This window comes from Zobellia sp. B3R18 (genome assembly GCF_018860715.1).
Lineage (GTDB): Bacteria > Bacteroidota > Bacteroidia > Flavobacteriales > Flavobacteriaceae > Zobellia > Zobellia russellii.
In genome coordinates this window covers 1566388-1582851 of sequence record NZ_JAHKQG010000011.1, presented here as the reverse complement: position 1 = coordinate 1582851, position 16464 = coordinate 1566388, and the positions used below count along the sequence as shown (strand labels likewise).

The 16464-nt window shown below is 39.3% G+C and carries 16 protein-coding genes and 1 tRNA gene; 5 read left to right on the top strand and 12 right to left on the bottom strand.

What is annotated here, in order from left to right; genetic code table 11:
- Nucleotides 1-52: 52 nt before the first annotated feature.
- The 9 genes from KO513_RS13155 to KO513_RS13115 all read right to left on the bottom strand — a co-directional run bounded on the left by KO513_RS13155 (nucleotide 53) and on the right by KO513_RS13115 (nucleotide 6770).
- Nucleotides 53-454, bottom strand: coding sequence for an ACT domain-containing protein (locus KO513_RS13155; protein ID WP_215913740.1), 402 nt, complete (start codon nucleotides 452-454; stop codon nucleotides 53-55).
- Between the two features lie 183 nt (nucleotides 455-637).
- Nucleotides 638-1516 (bottom strand): pirin family protein, encoded by an 879-nt coding sequence (locus tag KO513_RS13150; RefSeq protein WP_215913739.1) that lies wholly within the window; start codon nucleotides 1514-1516, stop codon nucleotides 638-640.
- A 68-nt stretch (nucleotides 1517-1584) separates the two neighbouring features.
- On the bottom strand, nucleotides 1585-2178 hold the full coding sequence (locus KO513_RS13145) for a Crp/Fnr family transcriptional regulator (RefSeq protein ID WP_215913738.1): 594 nt from the start codon (nucleotides 2176-2178) through the stop codon (nucleotides 1585-1587).
- 70 nt (nucleotides 2179-2248) lie between these two features.
- Nucleotides 2249-3379, bottom strand: a complete 1131-nt coding sequence (locus KO513_RS13140) for a PAS domain-containing sensor histidine kinase (protein WP_215913737.1) — start codon at nucleotides 3377-3379, stop codon at nucleotides 2249-2251.
- Between the two features lie 290 nt (nucleotides 3380-3669).
- A complete protein-coding gene (locus KO513_RS13135; RefSeq protein WP_215913736.1) occupies nucleotides 3670-4053 on the bottom strand; it encodes a DUF3037 domain-containing protein in 384 nt (127 codons plus the stop codon).
- Nucleotides 4043-4822, bottom strand: a complete 780-nt coding sequence (locus tag KO513_RS13130; RefSeq protein ID WP_215913735.1) for a HipA family kinase — start codon at nucleotides 4820-4822, stop codon at nucleotides 4043-4045. The genes KO513_RS13135 and KO513_RS13130 overlap by 11 nt, the downstream gene beginning before the upstream one ends.
- Before the next feature lie 114 nt (nucleotides 4823-4936).
- The gene (locus KO513_RS13125; protein ID WP_215913734.1) at nucleotides 4937-5908 is read right to left on the bottom strand and encodes an alpha/beta fold hydrolase; all 972 of its coding nucleotides are present in this window, start codon (nucleotides 5906-5908) and stop codon (nucleotides 4937-4939) included.
- A gap of 52 nt (nucleotides 5909-5960) precedes the next feature.
- The gene (locus KO513_RS13120; protein WP_215913733.1) at nucleotides 5961-6524 is read right to left on the bottom strand and encodes a TetR/AcrR family transcriptional regulator; all 564 of its coding nucleotides are present in this window, start codon (nucleotides 6522-6524) and stop codon (nucleotides 5961-5963) included.
- A 165-nt stretch (nucleotides 6525-6689) separates the two neighbouring features.
- Nucleotides 6690-6770 (bottom strand) — tRNA-Leu (locus KO513_RS13115).
- A gap of 149 nt (nucleotides 6771-6919) precedes the next feature.
- Here KO513_RS13115 and KO513_RS13110 point away from each other — a divergent pair.
- From KO513_RS13110 to pth, 3 genes are all read left to right on the top strand, one after another.
- On the top strand, nucleotides 6920-7861 hold the full coding sequence (locus KO513_RS13110) for a ribose-phosphate pyrophosphokinase (protein ID WP_215437574.1): 942 nt from the start codon (nucleotides 6920-6922) through the stop codon (nucleotides 7859-7861).
- Nucleotides 7862-7907: 46 nt separating this feature from the next.
- The gene (locus tag KO513_RS13105) at nucleotides 7908-8543 is read left to right on the top strand and encodes a 50S ribosomal protein L25/general stress protein Ctc (RefSeq protein ID WP_215437571.1); all 636 of its coding nucleotides are present in this window, start codon (nucleotides 7908-7910) and stop codon (nucleotides 8541-8543) included.
- 118 nt (nucleotides 8544-8661) lie between these two features.
- Nucleotides 8662-9294, top strand: a complete 633-nt coding sequence (pth, locus tag KO513_RS13100) for an aminoacyl-tRNA hydrolase (protein ID WP_252735791.1) — start codon at nucleotides 8662-8664, stop codon at nucleotides 9292-9294.
- Here the strand turns inward: pth and KO513_RS13095 are convergent.
- Together KO513_RS13095 and KO513_RS13090 are read right to left on the bottom strand one after the other, a co-directional pair.
- Nucleotides 9281-9880 carry a hypothetical protein gene (locus KO513_RS13095; RefSeq protein WP_215913732.1) on the bottom strand — a complete coding sequence of 200 codons (600 nt, stop codon included), beginning with the start codon at nucleotides 9878-9880 and terminating at the stop codon, nucleotides 9281-9283. The two genes, pth and KO513_RS13095, sit on opposite strands and share 14 nt — an antisense overlap.
- A gap of 77 nt (nucleotides 9881-9957) precedes the next feature.
- Entirely contained in the window at nucleotides 9958-13743 is a 3786-nt protein-coding gene (locus KO513_RS13090; RefSeq protein ID WP_215913731.1) for a reprolysin-like metallopeptidase, read from the bottom strand.
- 52 nt (nucleotides 13744-13795) lie between these two features.
- Here KO513_RS13090 and KO513_RS13085 point away from each other — a divergent pair, with 52 nt between their 5' ends.
- Both KO513_RS13085 and KO513_RS13080 read left to right on the top strand, forming a co-directional pair.
- Nucleotides 13796-14722, top strand: a complete 927-nt coding sequence (locus tag KO513_RS13085; RefSeq protein ID WP_215913730.1) for a bifunctional riboflavin kinase/FAD synthetase — start codon at nucleotides 13796-13798, stop codon at nucleotides 14720-14722.
- Nucleotides 14723-16054 carry an HTTM domain-containing protein gene (locus KO513_RS13080; RefSeq protein WP_215913729.1) on the top strand — a complete coding sequence of 444 codons (1332 nt, stop codon included), beginning with the start codon at nucleotides 14723-14725 and terminating at the stop codon, nucleotides 16052-16054. It abuts the gene before it with no gap.
- Here KO513_RS13080 and KO513_RS13075 read toward each other — a convergent pair.
- A complete protein-coding gene (locus KO513_RS13075) occupies nucleotides 16051-16428 on the bottom strand; it encodes a VOC family protein (protein ID WP_215913728.1) in 378 nt (125 codons plus the stop codon). The two genes, KO513_RS13080 and KO513_RS13075, sit on opposite strands and share 4 nt — an antisense overlap.
- Nucleotides 16429-16464: the final 36 nt, after the last annotated feature.

Sequence of the window (16464 nt, the reverse complement as noted above, 5' to 3'; positions counted from 1 at the left end):
ACTCGAAAAAACACACTTAAGCCCTTCTTTTTAAGTTGATGGATCCTAAGGTTTATGAATAGTTTTCCGAAAGGGTTTTTAATACATTAACCGCCTTTTCACCCACCTTGTGGTCTACAAAAATATGGTCATGATAGTAGGCCGCAACAACGTTACAACTGATGTTATTTTTTGCCAGTTCCGAAGAAAATAGCGCGGTAAGCCCTACTCCTTCTAATGATGAGTGGATTTCCAAAGTTATCCAAGAAGCGATGTACTCATACGGAAGTTGTAAAGCATCGGCTTTTTGCTTGGCTATAATTACCGTAACACCCTCCTCTTCTTTAAATTCGCAAATTGTATCCGCTCTTGAGATGTGATCCACATTGGGCAAAGTTACAAATACGTATTCACCCTCATTTAACTTGGGGGTCATACCTTTTATCATTTCCGCTAAGTTTTTTTCTCCTGCCATTTATTTCAATTTATAACAATTGTGCTATTTCCAGCCAACAACCAGATACTAAAACTACATTGGTTTAAATTTCTATACAAACATATAGATGCTTAACTAATTGGTGATCTCAATACGATAAAGTCTAAAAAAAAGAGAGAACCCATAGAATTCTCTCTTTTAATAGTACCGGAACAAGCCCTATTAACCTTCTAAATACCCAAACTTACCATTATTAAAATCATGAAAAGCTTGCATTAACTCTTCTTTGGTATTCATAACAAAAGGGCCATGAGCGGCAATTGGTCCGTTTAGAGGCTCACCACTCAACACCAACACCAAAGTGTCTTCAGATGCTTCCACCGTAAAATCTTCACCATCATTAGCCATAAGTACCAAATGATCTGTAGGAGCATGTTCTTTACCGCTCACTGTAATACTTCCCTCAATCACCAACACAACCGTATTGTAATTTTCGGGAAAGGAGAAGTCCGCTTTAGCTCCGCTTTTTAAATGGGCATTTAACATATGAATTGGTGTAAAAGTAGACGCAGCTCCTTTTATGTCTTTGTACACACCAGCTATTACCTCTATTTTACCCGCACCGTCCGGAAGTATATAGTTACCCAAGTCTTCCTTTTTTAATGCCTGATATTTGGGTGCGCTCATTTTATCTTTTTGGGGCAAGTTTACCCAAAGTTGTACCATTTGAAAATCGCCCCCTTTTTTTGCCCATTCCTCCTCATGATATTCTTTGTGTAATACTCCGCTTGCAGCGGTCATCCATTGCACATCACCTTCACCAATTACGCCACCACCTCCACTACTGTCATGGTGGGCTACCCTACCTTTATAGGCAATGGTAACAGTTTCAAAACCTCTATGCGGATGAACGTCCACCCCTCTAGGATTATCCGTTGCCGAAAAGTGAAACTTTGAATTATAATCCATCATTATAAATGGATTCATACGCTGCATATCCAATCTAAATCCGCTAGGGATAAAGTTATGTACTCTAAAACCATCCCCAACAAAATGTGGGTCTCTTGGTTTTGCCACTAATTCTACTGTTCTTGTTTTCATGTTTTTAAGATTTTATACCACAAAAGTATTGCGATAGGCCAACCTGTGCATTGATGTATGATAAGAACCTATTTTCTGAAATTTTTATCCGCAAGACTTTTTCTTACCCTGCTTAGGCTTTCTGGCGTAATACCCAAATATGATGCTACCATGGTTTGGGGCACACGCAAAAGAATATCCGGGTACATTTTTACAAATTGCAAATATCTTTCCTCTGCAGACGAACTTAAAAGTCCGTTTACTCTTTTTTGTAAGTGTCTAATATGGTTGTGCAACAACCGGGTATTGAAATCTGTAAAAGATGGTATTTTTTCCGATAAATCCTTAATGAACCTCTCGTCTATTAATACTACCCGACTCTCTTCCAACGCTTGGATATAATAAACCGAAGGTGAATTAAAATAGCTACTCTCGCGGTCCGTAACAAACCAATTTTCCGGAGCAAAAGCTATAACGTGCTCTTTACCCTTAGCATCTATAGAATACTGTCTTAAAAGGCCCTTTTCCACGAAAAAAGTATGGGTACAACGTTCTTCCCTGCGCAATAAAAAGGAATCTTTTTTTATGGTTTTAGTTGTACAATTATCAAGAATTGCCAAAACCTCGTTCTCATGAACATCAAGATTTGTAGTTAAAAAAGTCCTTAAGGTAGTGCTGTTCATTTTCCTTGTTCAATTCTAGTCCTAAAACTAAACAAATACGAACAGATTATGACAATCTCATTAATCCAAACTACTCAGATATATTTAAGGGAATTGTGAATTTAAAGTCGCTACCCTTTCCAAAAGTACTTTCCGCCCAAATTTCACCTCCCAATTTTTCTACGAATTCTTTACAAAGAACAAGACCAAAACCAGACCCTTTTTCATTTGCCGTTCCCACACAAGCCATATTAGTGTTAATCCCGAACAATTTTTGACATGTATCCTCGCTCATTCCTACACCGTTATCGGAAACCGTGATTTCTACATAGGTCTCACCGGCTTTAGATGATACATTGATATGCCCACCAGGTTTAGTAAACTTAATTGCGTTTGAAACAAGGTTACGCACTACGGTCCTTATAATTTTATGGTCAGAATTAACGGAAATAACACCTTCTTGATCATAATTAAGGGTAATACCCTTTGTGGATGCAATAACACTGGATAATTCCAGAGTTTCCTCTATTATCTGATTAATGCAAGTTCTTTCGGTTCTGAAATCTATCTGTCCCGTTTGGGATTTGGCCCAATTCAAAAGGTTATCCAACAGGTTAAGACTGTTTTTGGTAGTTCTATCAATGAGGGTTAAATATTCTTTAGATTGAGCAACATCATTTTTTTTTACGGAATCATTCAATAAATCCGATAGCAGGCTTATATTGTTAAAAGGACTTCTTAAATCATGGGCAATGATAGATAAGAGTTTGTCCTTAGTAGCCGCTATCTCCCTTAATTGGGCCTCACTTTCTTGCAACTGCTTTTCAGCCTTTTTCATTCCAGTAACATCACGAACTACGCAAATAAGGAATTTATCACCTCTTTCGTCAATATACCGAGATTTTCTTGTAGATATAATCTTTGTTTGCGCACCCCTCACCGTTATACTCTCTTCACTGATATTCTCAATGCCATCATTCAAAACCTGCCTATCTACCTTTAAAAAATAATCTCTCTCTTCAGGTCTAACATCTTCGGCAAGTGTTTTACCGATTATTTCTTCACGAGACATATCCATCATCTTACAGAAAGCATCGTTCACTAATATCAATCTACTTTGACTGTCTTTGACGAACACAGAATCTCCCATATGGTCTAGGACAGTTTGGGTATATTTTGCCTCTGTATTTAAGTCAATATTCCGATTTAAGGGTTCACTCATTTCTCCGTTTAAAATTATAAAAATAATCAAGGAAGCAGCTACCAACACTACCAAGAGTATAGCTTTAGGCCTATCTCATAATTTCTACGGGGGGAAGTAGAAATCTGTTAATCAATGATTAACAGCCCCTAAATTTAACATTTTTTTTAGAAAAGTGTTATTGAAAGTAAATGTTTTAAAACTGCAGCATTACTCTCAACATGACATATAGATGAATACAACATGCCGCAACCCTGTTATTCATTAGACCAGACCAGCATATACCTATACTTGCTCGTTGCAAAAAATAATTACAGAACATGTCTCAAAAAAAGGTTTTCTAGCTCTTCCTCTAGAGCTAAACAAAGTCCTGGGTGAGGTTTTGAACTTTGTATAATGGTACTTCTAGAAGCTGTAAGCCAGCGAAATCTTGATGGCAAATCCAATTTACCTATAGCACCTCCTTTAGGTTCACCTTCACAAACCAATTCCCAAGCGGCCAAATATGCCTCTATAGCCTCAAAATCTATTTCATTTGAAAACGCCCGGATACGTTGGCGGTCAATAACAAATTTCATTTTAAGAAACTTCTTTCGTTTTGAAAACACGATAGCTCCTATATTAATAAATTCCTCCCGCTCTACCTTTGGCACCAACCTTATTATGGCATACTCGTATGTAACCCTATCTTGCATCTTCCGCCTCTTTTACTAACACATCTAACTTTCCCAATCTTGTGTTCAAAAATTTCATGTAGGCATCACGCTTCTCATGAGTTGTTAATGGGTCAGATTCACTAGACAGCCAATCTTCAGGTATTTTAGAAACAATTTCCGCAATGACTTCTTCACTTATTCTTTTCTTAATGATACCGGAAGCTTGGGGCAATTGAGTGGCACGTTCTAACAGCACATGGTCTTTAATCGCGGGAAAAGTCCGCTCCAGATGCGTTTCCCAAGTTTCCCAATTATGGTGAAAATAAAAACTGGAACCGTGATCGATCAGCCATAATTCTTTATGCCAATTCAGCAAGTTGGTATTTTTAGCCGTACGATCTATATTACTAATCATACTATCTAGAAGTACAACTTTAGAAGCGGTTAAAGGGTCTGCAACAGAAACTAAAGGGTCATAAACAATAGCTCCGGACAGAAAGTGTAACCCAAGATTTAAGCCTACGCTAAATTTAAGCAAATCTTGAATTTCCTCATCAGGTTCGGTCTTACTGAAGCTATCGTCTAAGTTCATAAAAACAATTTCCGGCACCTTAAGTTCCATGGCACGAGCTAGTTCTGCGCCAATAAGTTCGGCAATTAAAGCTTTTTTTCCTTGACCGGCCCCTCTAAACTTTAAGACATAAAGAAACTCATCGTCTGCTTTAACTATACCAGGTAGCGAGCCGCCTTCCCTTAAGGGTTTTATATACTGTACTACGTTTACAGTTCTAATTTCAATTGCATTCATATGTGCTAAGGTAATGAAAGTTGTGTTTTACGATTGAGCTACGTTATAGTTATTACGGCAAACAAAAGAAGCCTCACAAAATGAGGCTTCTTTATTAGTTTAGTTTGAGGTTTTTCACTTTTTAAGCTTACTCAAAAAACTTCTCATTTTGGGGATGATTTTATCCGCATCTTCTTCCAAAGCAAAATGACCGGTATCGTAAATGTTATAATCAATATTTTTTACATCTTTTTTAAAGGCAATCGCCCCACTCTCTGGAAAAAAGGCGTCGTTCTTTCCCCAAACAATTAAAAGTGGCGGTTGATTCTCCCTCAAATATTCCTGCCATTTTGGGTATAGCTTTACATTAATTTGATAATCATAAAACAAATCTAATTGAACGGCATGCGCGGTAGGTCTGGACATTCTCAAATAATCTAAATGCCAAGTATCCGGGTTAACCTTTTCGGGATTACGTGTACCATGTGTATATTGCCACTTAAGCCCTTCTAATGAAAAAGAATGTAATAATGCTTTTTCAGATTGCTCGTTTCTATTTGCCCAGAATGCTTTAGTATCTTTCCACGCTGCTCCCAAACCCTCTTCATACGCATTACCGTTCTGATTTATAATTGCTGTAACCCGCTCTGGATGGGCCGTAGCAATCCTAAAACCAATTGGAGCGCCATAATCTTGAATCATTAACGCATAGGAAGTAATTTCCTTTTTTTCCAAAAAAGCATCTATTGTAGCGGCAATGTTATCAAAAGTATATTCAAATGCACTAGCAGCTGGAAAATCGCTATTTCCAAAACCGGGATAATCAGGGGCTACTAAGTGATATTCATCAGATAATTGATCCAGCACTTTTCTATATTGGTGGGAGGACGTGGGAAAACCATGCAGCAAAACTATAGACTCATTTTCGGGGTTACCCGCTTCTCGGTATGCTATATTAATTCCGTTAACTTCTAAAGTCCGATACTTAATTGTTGTCATATTTTCTTTGTTTTTAGATATTAGATTTGATTTTTCTACATCTGGCATTGTTTTCCCAGACATAGATAGTGGCACAATAGCCAAAGCGTAAAGAATTAAGTTTTTCATAGTTTTAACATTTATTACCGAATGTTCGGTAAAATTAATTGGTAAATTTTTTTTATTCGTTTAGGTATCTAAATTCAATATCCTTTAAAGTTTGTTTAAATATATCTAAGTCGTTCAACCCTTTAGTAACTACAAGACTACCTTGAATTTCCAATAAGGTCTGTACGGCATACTTTTTCGCTTTTTCATCGGTCAAGCCCAAATCCTGACCTAAATTTTTGAAGGCATCAATCCAATGCAACATGCCTTTCCCTATTTGCTCACCAAATAATTCCAGACCAGAACCTAAAGAAAATGCCCTTAAGATGCATGCATCCTTTCCATTGGCATAAACACCCCTAATACTATCCAAACCGTTAACCAATCGTTGTGCGGGAGATACACTATCATCCCGTAAAGCCTTGAATACTTTTTCTTCTGCCCGTTCCCCTAAATAATCCATAACAGCAATAGCCATACCCTGCTTTCCATCCGGAAAACGATGATACAAACTAGCTTTTTTAAGTCCTGTTTTCTGGGCTAATTCAGAAAGACTAGCCCCGTCATAACCTTTTGACCTAAAAACACCTACTAGGCTTTCAATAATTTGTTTATCCAGTACTTTCTGTGGTCTCATGGGGCAAATATACAAATTATTTAAATTTTACCAAACGTTCGGTAATTATTTTTAAAATGGTTGCCTTAACCATTAATATACTTTTCTACCTGTCCTATATGGTTATTGGATTTCAGGTATAAAAAAAGCTGAGAATACATTCTCAGCTCTTCATTTTTAATCTTGTACTCGAGGTGGGAATCGAACCCACACTCCAAAGGAACTGGATTTTGAATCCAGCGCGTCTACCAGTTCCGCCACTCGAGCATTAAAATCGGACTGCAAAAGTAAAAATTTTTTTCTTCCCCACACAAAAAAATAACAACATTTATGCTTTAGCAAGACAAATAAATTTCTAAATTTGCACCTCGCTAACAAAACGACTTGTCAATAAACTAATTCACAATACGTTACCCATGGCTTACCAAGTTCCCGAACCTAAGATTTTCGCATGTACCCAAAGTACTGAGTTAGCAAAAAAAATAGCCAAGTTTTATGGGGCCGAATTAGGCAACGTAATCTTCTCTAGATATAGTGATGGTGAATTTCAGCCTTCCTTTGAAGAGTCTGTTAGAGGTACCCGTATTTTCATTATCGGTTCAACAAACCCTAGTTCGGAACACCTAATGGAAATGTTATTAATGCTAGATGCCGCCAAGCGTGCCTCTGCTAGACATATAACCGCTGTAATGCCTTACTTTGGTTGGGCAAGACAAGACAGAAAAGACAAGCCAAGAGTACCTATTGCGGCAAAGCTAATTGCTAAAATGCTTGAAGCGGCAGGTGCTACACGAATTATTACAATGGATTTGCATGCCGATCAAATTCAAGGTTTTTTTGAAAAACCTGTTGACCATTTGTTCGCATCCACTATGTTCTTACCATACCTAAAAAGCTTAAACCTGGAAAACCTGACCATAGCTTCACCAGATATGGGGGGTTCCAAAAGAGCTTATGCGTATTCCAAAGCATTGTCTAGCGATGTAGTAATCTGTTACAAGCAACGGGCAAAAGCCAACGTAATATCGCACATGGAGCTTATTGGCGACGTAAAAGGAAAAAACGTGGTCTTAGTAGATGATATGGTGGATACCGCCGGAACATTGACCAAGGCTGCCGATTTAATGATGGAAAGAGGTGCACTAAGTGTTAGGGCCATTACAACTCACGCCCTATTATCCGGTGATGCCTATGAGAAGATAGAAAAATCCCAACTATCGGAACTAATCGTTACAGATTCTATTCCGGCAAGACGGGATTCGGATAAAGTAAAAGTATTGAGCTGTGCAGAGCTATTTGCAGATGTTATGCATAGGGTTCACCACAATACTTCCATTGCATCAAAATTTTTAATGTAGCTCAAAGGGCTACCCAATTTAGAGTATTAATTTTTTAAACCATATAATGAAGTCAATTAAAATTAAAGGATCAGAAAGAGAAAGCGTGGGCAAGAAGGCAACGAAGGCCCTACGTAATGCTGGACAGGTTCCTTGCGTAGTATACGGAGGGGAAAAACCATTGCACTTTTCAGCAGATGAGTTAGCGTTCAGAGATTTAGTCTACACCCCAGCCGCACATACCGTAAAGGTTGACTTAGGCGATGTTAAGGTAAAAGCGATTATGCAAGACATTCAGTTTCACCCAGTGACTGATAAAATTTTGCATATCGATTTCTATCAACTTTTTGATGATAAGGAAGTTACCATGAACATTCCTGTTCGTTTAGTAGGTAATGCTCCTGGTGTTAGAGCTGGTGGTCGTCTACTTTTTAGAAAGAGAAAACTTGCCATTAAAGCACTTCCGGACAACTTGCCAGATTATTTTGATATTGATATATCGAAATTGAAAATTGGTGAAAACATTACCGTTGAATCTTTATTGAAAGATGAATTTACTATCCTACACCCAGAAACAACTGTGGTGGTTCAAGTTAAAACGCAACGTACAGCAGTGGCCGTTGATGACGACGAAGAAATTGAAGGAGAAGAAGGAGAAGCTACTGAAGCAGCAGCTACTGAAGGTGGTGAAAGCCAAGAATAAATTTCAATTGAAGTTTTATAAAAAGCGCCCTAATTTAGGGCGCTTTTGTATTTTTACACCTTAAGGTTGCCGCTTGGCATCTACTTTAGAACATAATCATGAACAAGAACCATTTATTATGTTTTATCAATTTCTAAAATCAATTTTCAACAAGAGCAAAAGTGTTCTAGAAGAAACAGATACCATGAAAAAATACCTCATCATTGGCCTAGGGAATATAGGTAGTGAGTATACAGAAACCAGACACAACATTGGCTTCAAAATATTGGATGCCCTAGCAAATGATGCCAGTTTTTCATTTGAAACCGCAAAATTGGGAGATATAGGTCTTTTCAAAATTAAAGGGCGTAGTGTGCTTTGCCTGAAACCATCTACCTATATGAACCTTAGCGGTAAGGCCCTAAAATATTGGATGGACAAAGAAAACATTCCTTTGGAAAACGTATTGGTAATCACTGATGACATTAACTTGGAATTTGGCACTATACGCCTAAAGACCAAGGGTAGTAATGGCGGCCATAACGGTCTTAAGGACATACAGAATGTACTACAGACCACAAACTACAACCGACTAAGATTTGGCGTAGGTGCAGATTTTGGAAAAGGAAGACAAGTTGAATATGTTTTGGGTGAATGGACCGAAACTGAAAAGAATGCGTTAACAGAGCGCTATGAAAAGACTACAGAGCTTATAAAATCCTTTGTTCTGGCCGGTGTTGCCCGCACTATGAACCAATTTAACGGGTCTTAAATTCCGAAACCGAACTGGCGGAACTATTTCCTTCTTCATCGGTTGTAACAACTTTCCAGAAATAGACTTCTCCAGAGGTTACTTCTACCTTTAGTTCACTAACTCCGGCATCCGTACTTTTTAATAAGTTGGTGGGTGGGTTTTGGGTAGAAAAATAAATAGCGTACGTCTCTATATCATCATCCAAATCCTTGCCTGACCACTTTAAGCTTACCTCATTATTAACATCTTTGAATGCAGTGGACCCTTGTACCGGAAATGTCAATTCTGCAGGAAAAGGCACGTGACTAATTTCTGAGCCAGGATTATAGAACAACCAAGAATCACTACTTGTTGCCGTTGTGGTTTCTGAATTTTTTGAAATTACCACCCAAGAAAAAGGGGTACCCTTTGCCAATGAAAGGGTTTCTATGGTATTAGATGTATTTTTTGATTGAACGGTACCTGTATTGAGATTCGTAACCTGTAGCTCATAATCTTCCGTATGATCTGCCGCTCTCCAATTAAAGCGAACAATACTACTGGCATCGCCATCACTTTGAACGGGTGTGCACTCTGAATTTTTAGCAGGGGCAATTAAATCCACTTTTTCAGGCGCCTTCGGCGAGTCTTTTTTACAACTCGAAAAGAGTACTAATCCCAACAGTATAAAAGTTAGTATCCTCATCGTTTTATCACTTTAACCGATTCATTAATTGTTTCTCCCTTGATTTTCACAATATACATTCCGGAATGCAATACCGAAAAATCCAAGTCTACTCCCCCACCTCTAGGTGTACTCTGTTCACTTTTCACCAAACTACCTCCAATAGTAAAGATATCTATTCTTACTTTTTCCGTAGATGCCCCTAATAAAACGCGTGTGCTTTCATTAAACGGGTTTGGGAATGCAATAGGTTTACTCCCCACAAAAAATTGGTCTTCATAAATACCTTGACACGAAATACCCGTTGATACCCGCAGTACATTACCCCCTGATTTCAAATCTAGTGTAATCTCGGATTTATCGGTCAGTAGCGTTTCACCATTTAATTCAATAGTATACAGGTCCGCTCCTTCCATAGATAACAACAACTGCTTTCCATCTAAAGAAACAGAGGATGTTACCCCCAAAGGCTCTGGTTGGGATACGGTTACCTGAGCACAAAAAGGTTCATAATCAAATCCGGCACCTGAAGCGTTTACACACAACGTGTATACCCCCGAGTTTAAATTTGAAAGCGAGAACGAGTCCGTAAACATATCGGTTACATCTACACTGTTACCAGATATAGTTACCGTATAATCCATAGACGTTTTAGCCTCTATAGAAATGACCCCATCATCATTATTTCTACAGGACTCACTTTCTACCGTAATCTCAAAATTATCGGAAGCAAACCTATGCACCTCACAACCAGAGGAGTCCACCTCCGCCCCTTCGGGCGTATTAAGGCATAAATCGTCTCCATCATCAAAAACACCATCATTATCTGCATCCGGTCTAAATTCGCCTTCTACACAAATATCCAGAGAGAACTCGTTTATCATACCTCCATCCCTAGAGGCATTATCCACTACCGTTAAGGTCCATTCACCCAATACGGACTCGCCTTTAAAAGAACTTAGCGAACCTAATGGTTTTACCGTACCCTTAATTGCCGTTGTAGCTGTAGCTCCACAAGAGAAACTAGAAGCACTATCATCAAAAATTGCATCTACATTCCTTAGATTGCCGCATGAACTAGAAATTAACGGAACCACTGTATTAGATGGAGATGTTAGTGTTACGACCAAATCCTCAAGGTACTCGTGATCAATGTTCAACCTTACATTTATATCATCTACCTTTAAATCTTCAAAAAAGGCAATTTTTGAAATTACCGTGGTTCTTTCCGTAGCACTTATTTCCAAAGGAAGGTCACGCGCAGGCTTATTGGCACAATCTACTTGTATGGTAGTGAACTTACGAACTGTACTGTAAGGTCCTTCGCCACATACGTTTAAAGGCTTTACTCGCCAGTAGTATTCTTCCTGATTATTAAGTTCCGTAGGCACATAACTATTTGTAGTAACCGTGACCAATTCTACCAGGTTGGCAAAAGCGGCATCGGTTGCAATATGCACCTCGTATGAAGTATAAGAAGCATCCTCCTCCCACTGTAGCAACTCTGTTGTTGCGGCATCTACTAAATTATTGGCAGGAGCCGTAATCGCTACTGCAGGAAAGTCCGTGTCGTATATCTTTAAGTCTAGGATAATTTCTTTTGTTACGCTAGCAGAGACAGCTGTGATAGTCAATGAATACGAGCCTTCAGGAACGTTTTCGGTATTTTCGATTAACATATCCACTCGGGTTCCGTCTACTGAAACGGTATCCGGCATAAAAGTAACCCCTAAATTATCAGGCCCATCCGTTACCTCAAAAGTAACTTCTTCATCAAAACCCAAATAGGTTTCATGGTCAAAAGGAATCACAAGGTCATCAAAATGACAAGCTTCATACTCCAATCCTGAAAAGTTCATCACAAACTGCGATGCCTCAATGGTAAAATCAGTAGCATTCACAGCATAATACACATTGTCCGAAGCTTTGACCATAACCCGGGCCTTATCTGTAGCAATACCCGGTACTACCACTTTATGAGATCCATCGTTAACCACACCTGATGCCAAGGGAACCGTAAAAGTTACACCGCCATCAATAGAAAGCACAAGGTCTACATTTTTAGTAGCAACCGGTAACTTATCCGTTCCGGCAACGTCCCAATCTATCTGTAACACTTCACCCGCCACATAAGTTTCGGTAGATGCTTGCGAAGTAACCTGAAAAGGCCCTGCACTGTTTACAACGGCAAGATTCATTAATTTGGAAACCACTTGGCCTCCACCTGGTGCATTATCCCTAACCGTAAAAGCAAAATTCATCTCTCGCTCAACGTCCGACACCGTTTCCCAAGCAGAACCTCTCGTAGGGAAGGTCTGCACCAAATTACCACGAACTACTTGTGACAACATTGGAAAGTATCTTACAGGTGCCAAACTTGGAAGTCTAGACCTGAAATTTGCACCGCTTGCATTATTTGGACCAAAAGAGGCCTGAGTAACCACGCCATTGTCTATTTGTTCCCATGTATAGGTCAGCACATCTCCTACATCAGGATCTGTGGCGCTGCCCTCCAATATAAAAGCAGTGGATTTTGGTATCACATAATCTTCCAAATCTGCAACAACGGGAGGATTATTGGAAATACCCGTAACCTCCCCACAGGTTTTTGTCTTTAGATTATCTATAATTTGCTTAATACTAACGTAATGAAAATAATCGTCTCCGCTGGCCGCTACGTCATCTACATCCGCTATACCTGCGTAGCCCATAATGGTAGACCCACTACCCGGCTCTACTTGAACCAAGGTTCCTTCAAATTCATGTGACCAAGTATGGTTTGCCCCTAATTGGTGTCCCATCTCATGGGCCACAAAATCCAAATCAAACTTGTCTCCTTTAGGCACTCGGCTGGATGAATATGCACTACCCTTTCTATTGGTTACACAAATAGCCCCAATAAAACCGGCGTTACCCCCATTTTCACCTTTATGAAACACATGCCCAATATCATAGTTTATTTCTCCTATCTCACTGGTCATTACCGCCTGGCCCTGATCACCCAACAAGCTTAATGTACCCGTATACGGGTCTGTAGCCGCATTGGTATAAATTATCTTGTCCGTTTCTGCTACAAGCTCCAAACGCACTGCTAAATCCGTTTCAAAAACCTCATTTACCCTTGTTATAGTGGCATTGATACCTGCTAGTGCATCAACCACTGTACCACCATGATATTCCGTATATTCCGCAGTTGCCGAAACGGCCAACCTGTATTTTCTAAGTACACGGTCATCCAGAGGTTTGGCCGTTAAGCTGGCACCGGCGGACAAAACCTTTTCTTGGGTACTACAAGCAAAATCTTCATCACCTGTACTTTTAGCACTCCCGGAATACACCATATAGGTATCTCCCTCTACCTTCTCAATAAAACTGTTCTCTCTTTTTTCCGAAGAAATAATCATGGCCTGCACTTCCTTTTGAGAAATACTGAACCGTATACGGTTTTCCCTATTATTTACATCATAACCGGAAAATGATTTTATTTCTGGGTATTTTTTTGAAAGTTCTTCGGACAAAACGGGCGTTTCACGAACACTATACGCTACCATTTCTCCGTTAGAATTTGGAAAATGAACAATTTTTGAAACGCTCTTTGATGTTGTAGAGCGCTGCAAATCCTGCTTAAAAAGTTTCTCTTGTAAGGAAAAAACTTTTGCGTTCTGCATGTTCAACCCCTGCGAAAATCTCTTGTAGGAAGATTTTTTCATCGAAGAGCTTTCCCAATATTCGCTCTGTGCCGAGGCGGAAAAGGAAAGAAATGCTATGGTAATTGAGAAAACAAGACGTAATTTTGTAACCATCAAGGGGGTTTAGAACAAAATCAAATATAAGTCTTTTTATTATTTTTAACAGGTGGTAACAGTCCAAAGCATTTTCAAAAACGATAAACGGCATTCGACTGCCATTACCATAGGCACTTTTGACGGTGTTCATATTGGTCACAGAAAAATACTGGAGCGTTTGATAAATAATGCCGCTGCACTAAACCTTAAATCTACCGTATTGACCTTTTTCCCGCATCCGCGGATGGTTTTGCAAAAGGATGCAAACATAAAATTGCTCAATACCATTGAAGAAAAAACCAAAATATTAGAGGAGCTAGGATTGGACCAATTGATCATTCATCCTTTTACGCAAGAATTTTCCCGTCTCTCCGCCACTGAATTCGTTCGGGACAACTTGGTGAACCAGCTGCAGATCAAAAAAATTATTATTGGTTACGACCATCGCTTCGGCAGAAACCGAAATGCCAATATTACCGACCTTAAAGCTTTTGGCAGCACCTTTAATTTTGAGGTGGAAGAAATATCGGCACAAGAAATAGATGAAGTATCCGTAAGTTCAACCAAAATACGTAAAGCGCTCCAAGAAGGCGATATTACCACGGCAAACAGCTACTTAAGCTACAACTACATGCTCACGGGCACGATACAAAAAGGAAAAGGCCTTGGCAGACAACTTGGTTTCCCTACCGCCAACCTCCATATTGCGGAATCGTATAAATTGATACCCAAAAATGGGGTCTACGTGGTTAAAAGTCAGCTTTTGAATAAAACCGTTTACGGGATGATGAACATTGGTTACAACCCTACCGTTGCTGGCAAAGAGAAAACTATTGAGATTAACTTTTTTGATTTTGACCAAGATCTTTACGGTCAAAAACTACAGATAGACATTCTACACCGCATACGCGACGAGCACAAGTTTGAATCTGTAGAAGCCCTAAAGACTCAACTGGAAAAGGACAAACAAACCTCGCTCTCCCTAATCTTAGAATAAATGCTGAATCGTTTTCTCTTTTCGAAAATCGATAACTCACAACTGATTATATTCCGTATTTTTTTCGGAATACTTGTTTCCCTAGAATGTTACGGCGCCATTTTAACGGGTTGGATCAGAAGAACGTTAATAGAACCAAAGTTTACCTTTAATTTCATTGGTTTTGATTGGCTCCAACCTTTACCGGGGTTTGGCATGTACTACTATTTCTTTGTTATGGGTACACTGGGCGTACTTATTGCCCTAGGCTACAAATACCGGCTTGCCATTATTTCCTTTACCCTTATGTGGGCGGGCGTTTACCTGATGCAAAAGACATCGTACAACAATCATTACTATCTTCTGGTACTTATTTCGCTCATCATGTGTTTTCTACCGGCACACCAAAGTCACTCATTGGATGTAAAGCGAAACCCAAACTTAAAAAGCGACAGTATGTTCGCTTATGTAAAGTGGATTGTGATTTTTCAGCTACTTATTGTCTACACCTACGCTTCTATTGCCAAACTATATGGCGATTGGTTAGATTTTGGAATTGTTCGCATTCTAATGCTCAACAAAGCCAGCTACCCTATTATTGGAGGCCTGTTGCAAGAACCGTTCATTCATAAAATTATTGGGGTCTCGGGTATTTTATTCGATTTACTGATTGTTCCCGCACTACTTTGGAAGCCCACTCGAAAAATTGCCTTTTTCGCTTCTGTGTTTTTTCACCTGTTCAATTCCATTGTTTTTCAGATTGGTATTTTCCCGTATTTATCGTTGGCCTTTACCGTGTTCTTTTTTGAACCCGAGACTATACGGAATATCTTTTTTAAGAAGAAAAAACCTTACCTCCTTCAAAAGGTAGAAGTGCCATCCTACAGAAAACCACTACTTGTTATAGGAGGCATTTATTTTCTAATACAAATTACGCTCCCCGTAAGACATCATTTTATAAAAGACGATGTTTTATGGACAGAGGAAGGGCACAGATTAAGTTGGCGCATGATGCTCCGAAGCCGCACAGGAACAGTAAAATTCTTGGTAGTCAATCCAAAAACCGAGGAACAGACCGTAATCAAAACAAAAGATTACCTCTCCAAAAAGCAACAGAAGAGAATTGCGGGCTACCCAGATTTTATATGGCAGTTTGCCCAAAGGTTAAAAAAGGAATATGCCAAAAAAGGAGAACATATAGAGGTGTACGCACAAAACTCTAAAGTTAGCGTAAACGGAAAACCTTACCGCCCGTTTATAGACCCTAAAGTAGATTTAGCCAACACCAAGTGGAACTACTTTTGGCATAATGAATGGATTTTTCCATCACCTACCTACGAAAAAAAACCTTAGAATTTTTTAGCCCGCTTGCAAAGTTGTAACGGCATGCCCCATGGGTCACGTAGCATTACAAGATGTAGATCTTCACGCTTAACTTCCTCAACAAGAGTAGCTCCTTCAGCAACAAGTCTTTGTTTATCTGCTTCGGCATCATCAGAAACAAAAGCCACATGAAATGTTGCGGGGTGGCGCTCCTCAAAGTTACTTAGCGGTTCTTCCGGCTTTTGGTACAACTCTAGCATCACCCTCCCAGTAGAATCGGCCAAAAAGGTCATAAAAGGAGGCTTTTCCTGTCCAACAACAACAGTTAACCCTAAATGCGTCACAAACCAGTCTACTCTTTTGTGTATATCCGTAATGTTCAGTGCAAAATGTTCAAAAACCATAAAATAATAAGATTATAACGGCCGTAAATGTATTGG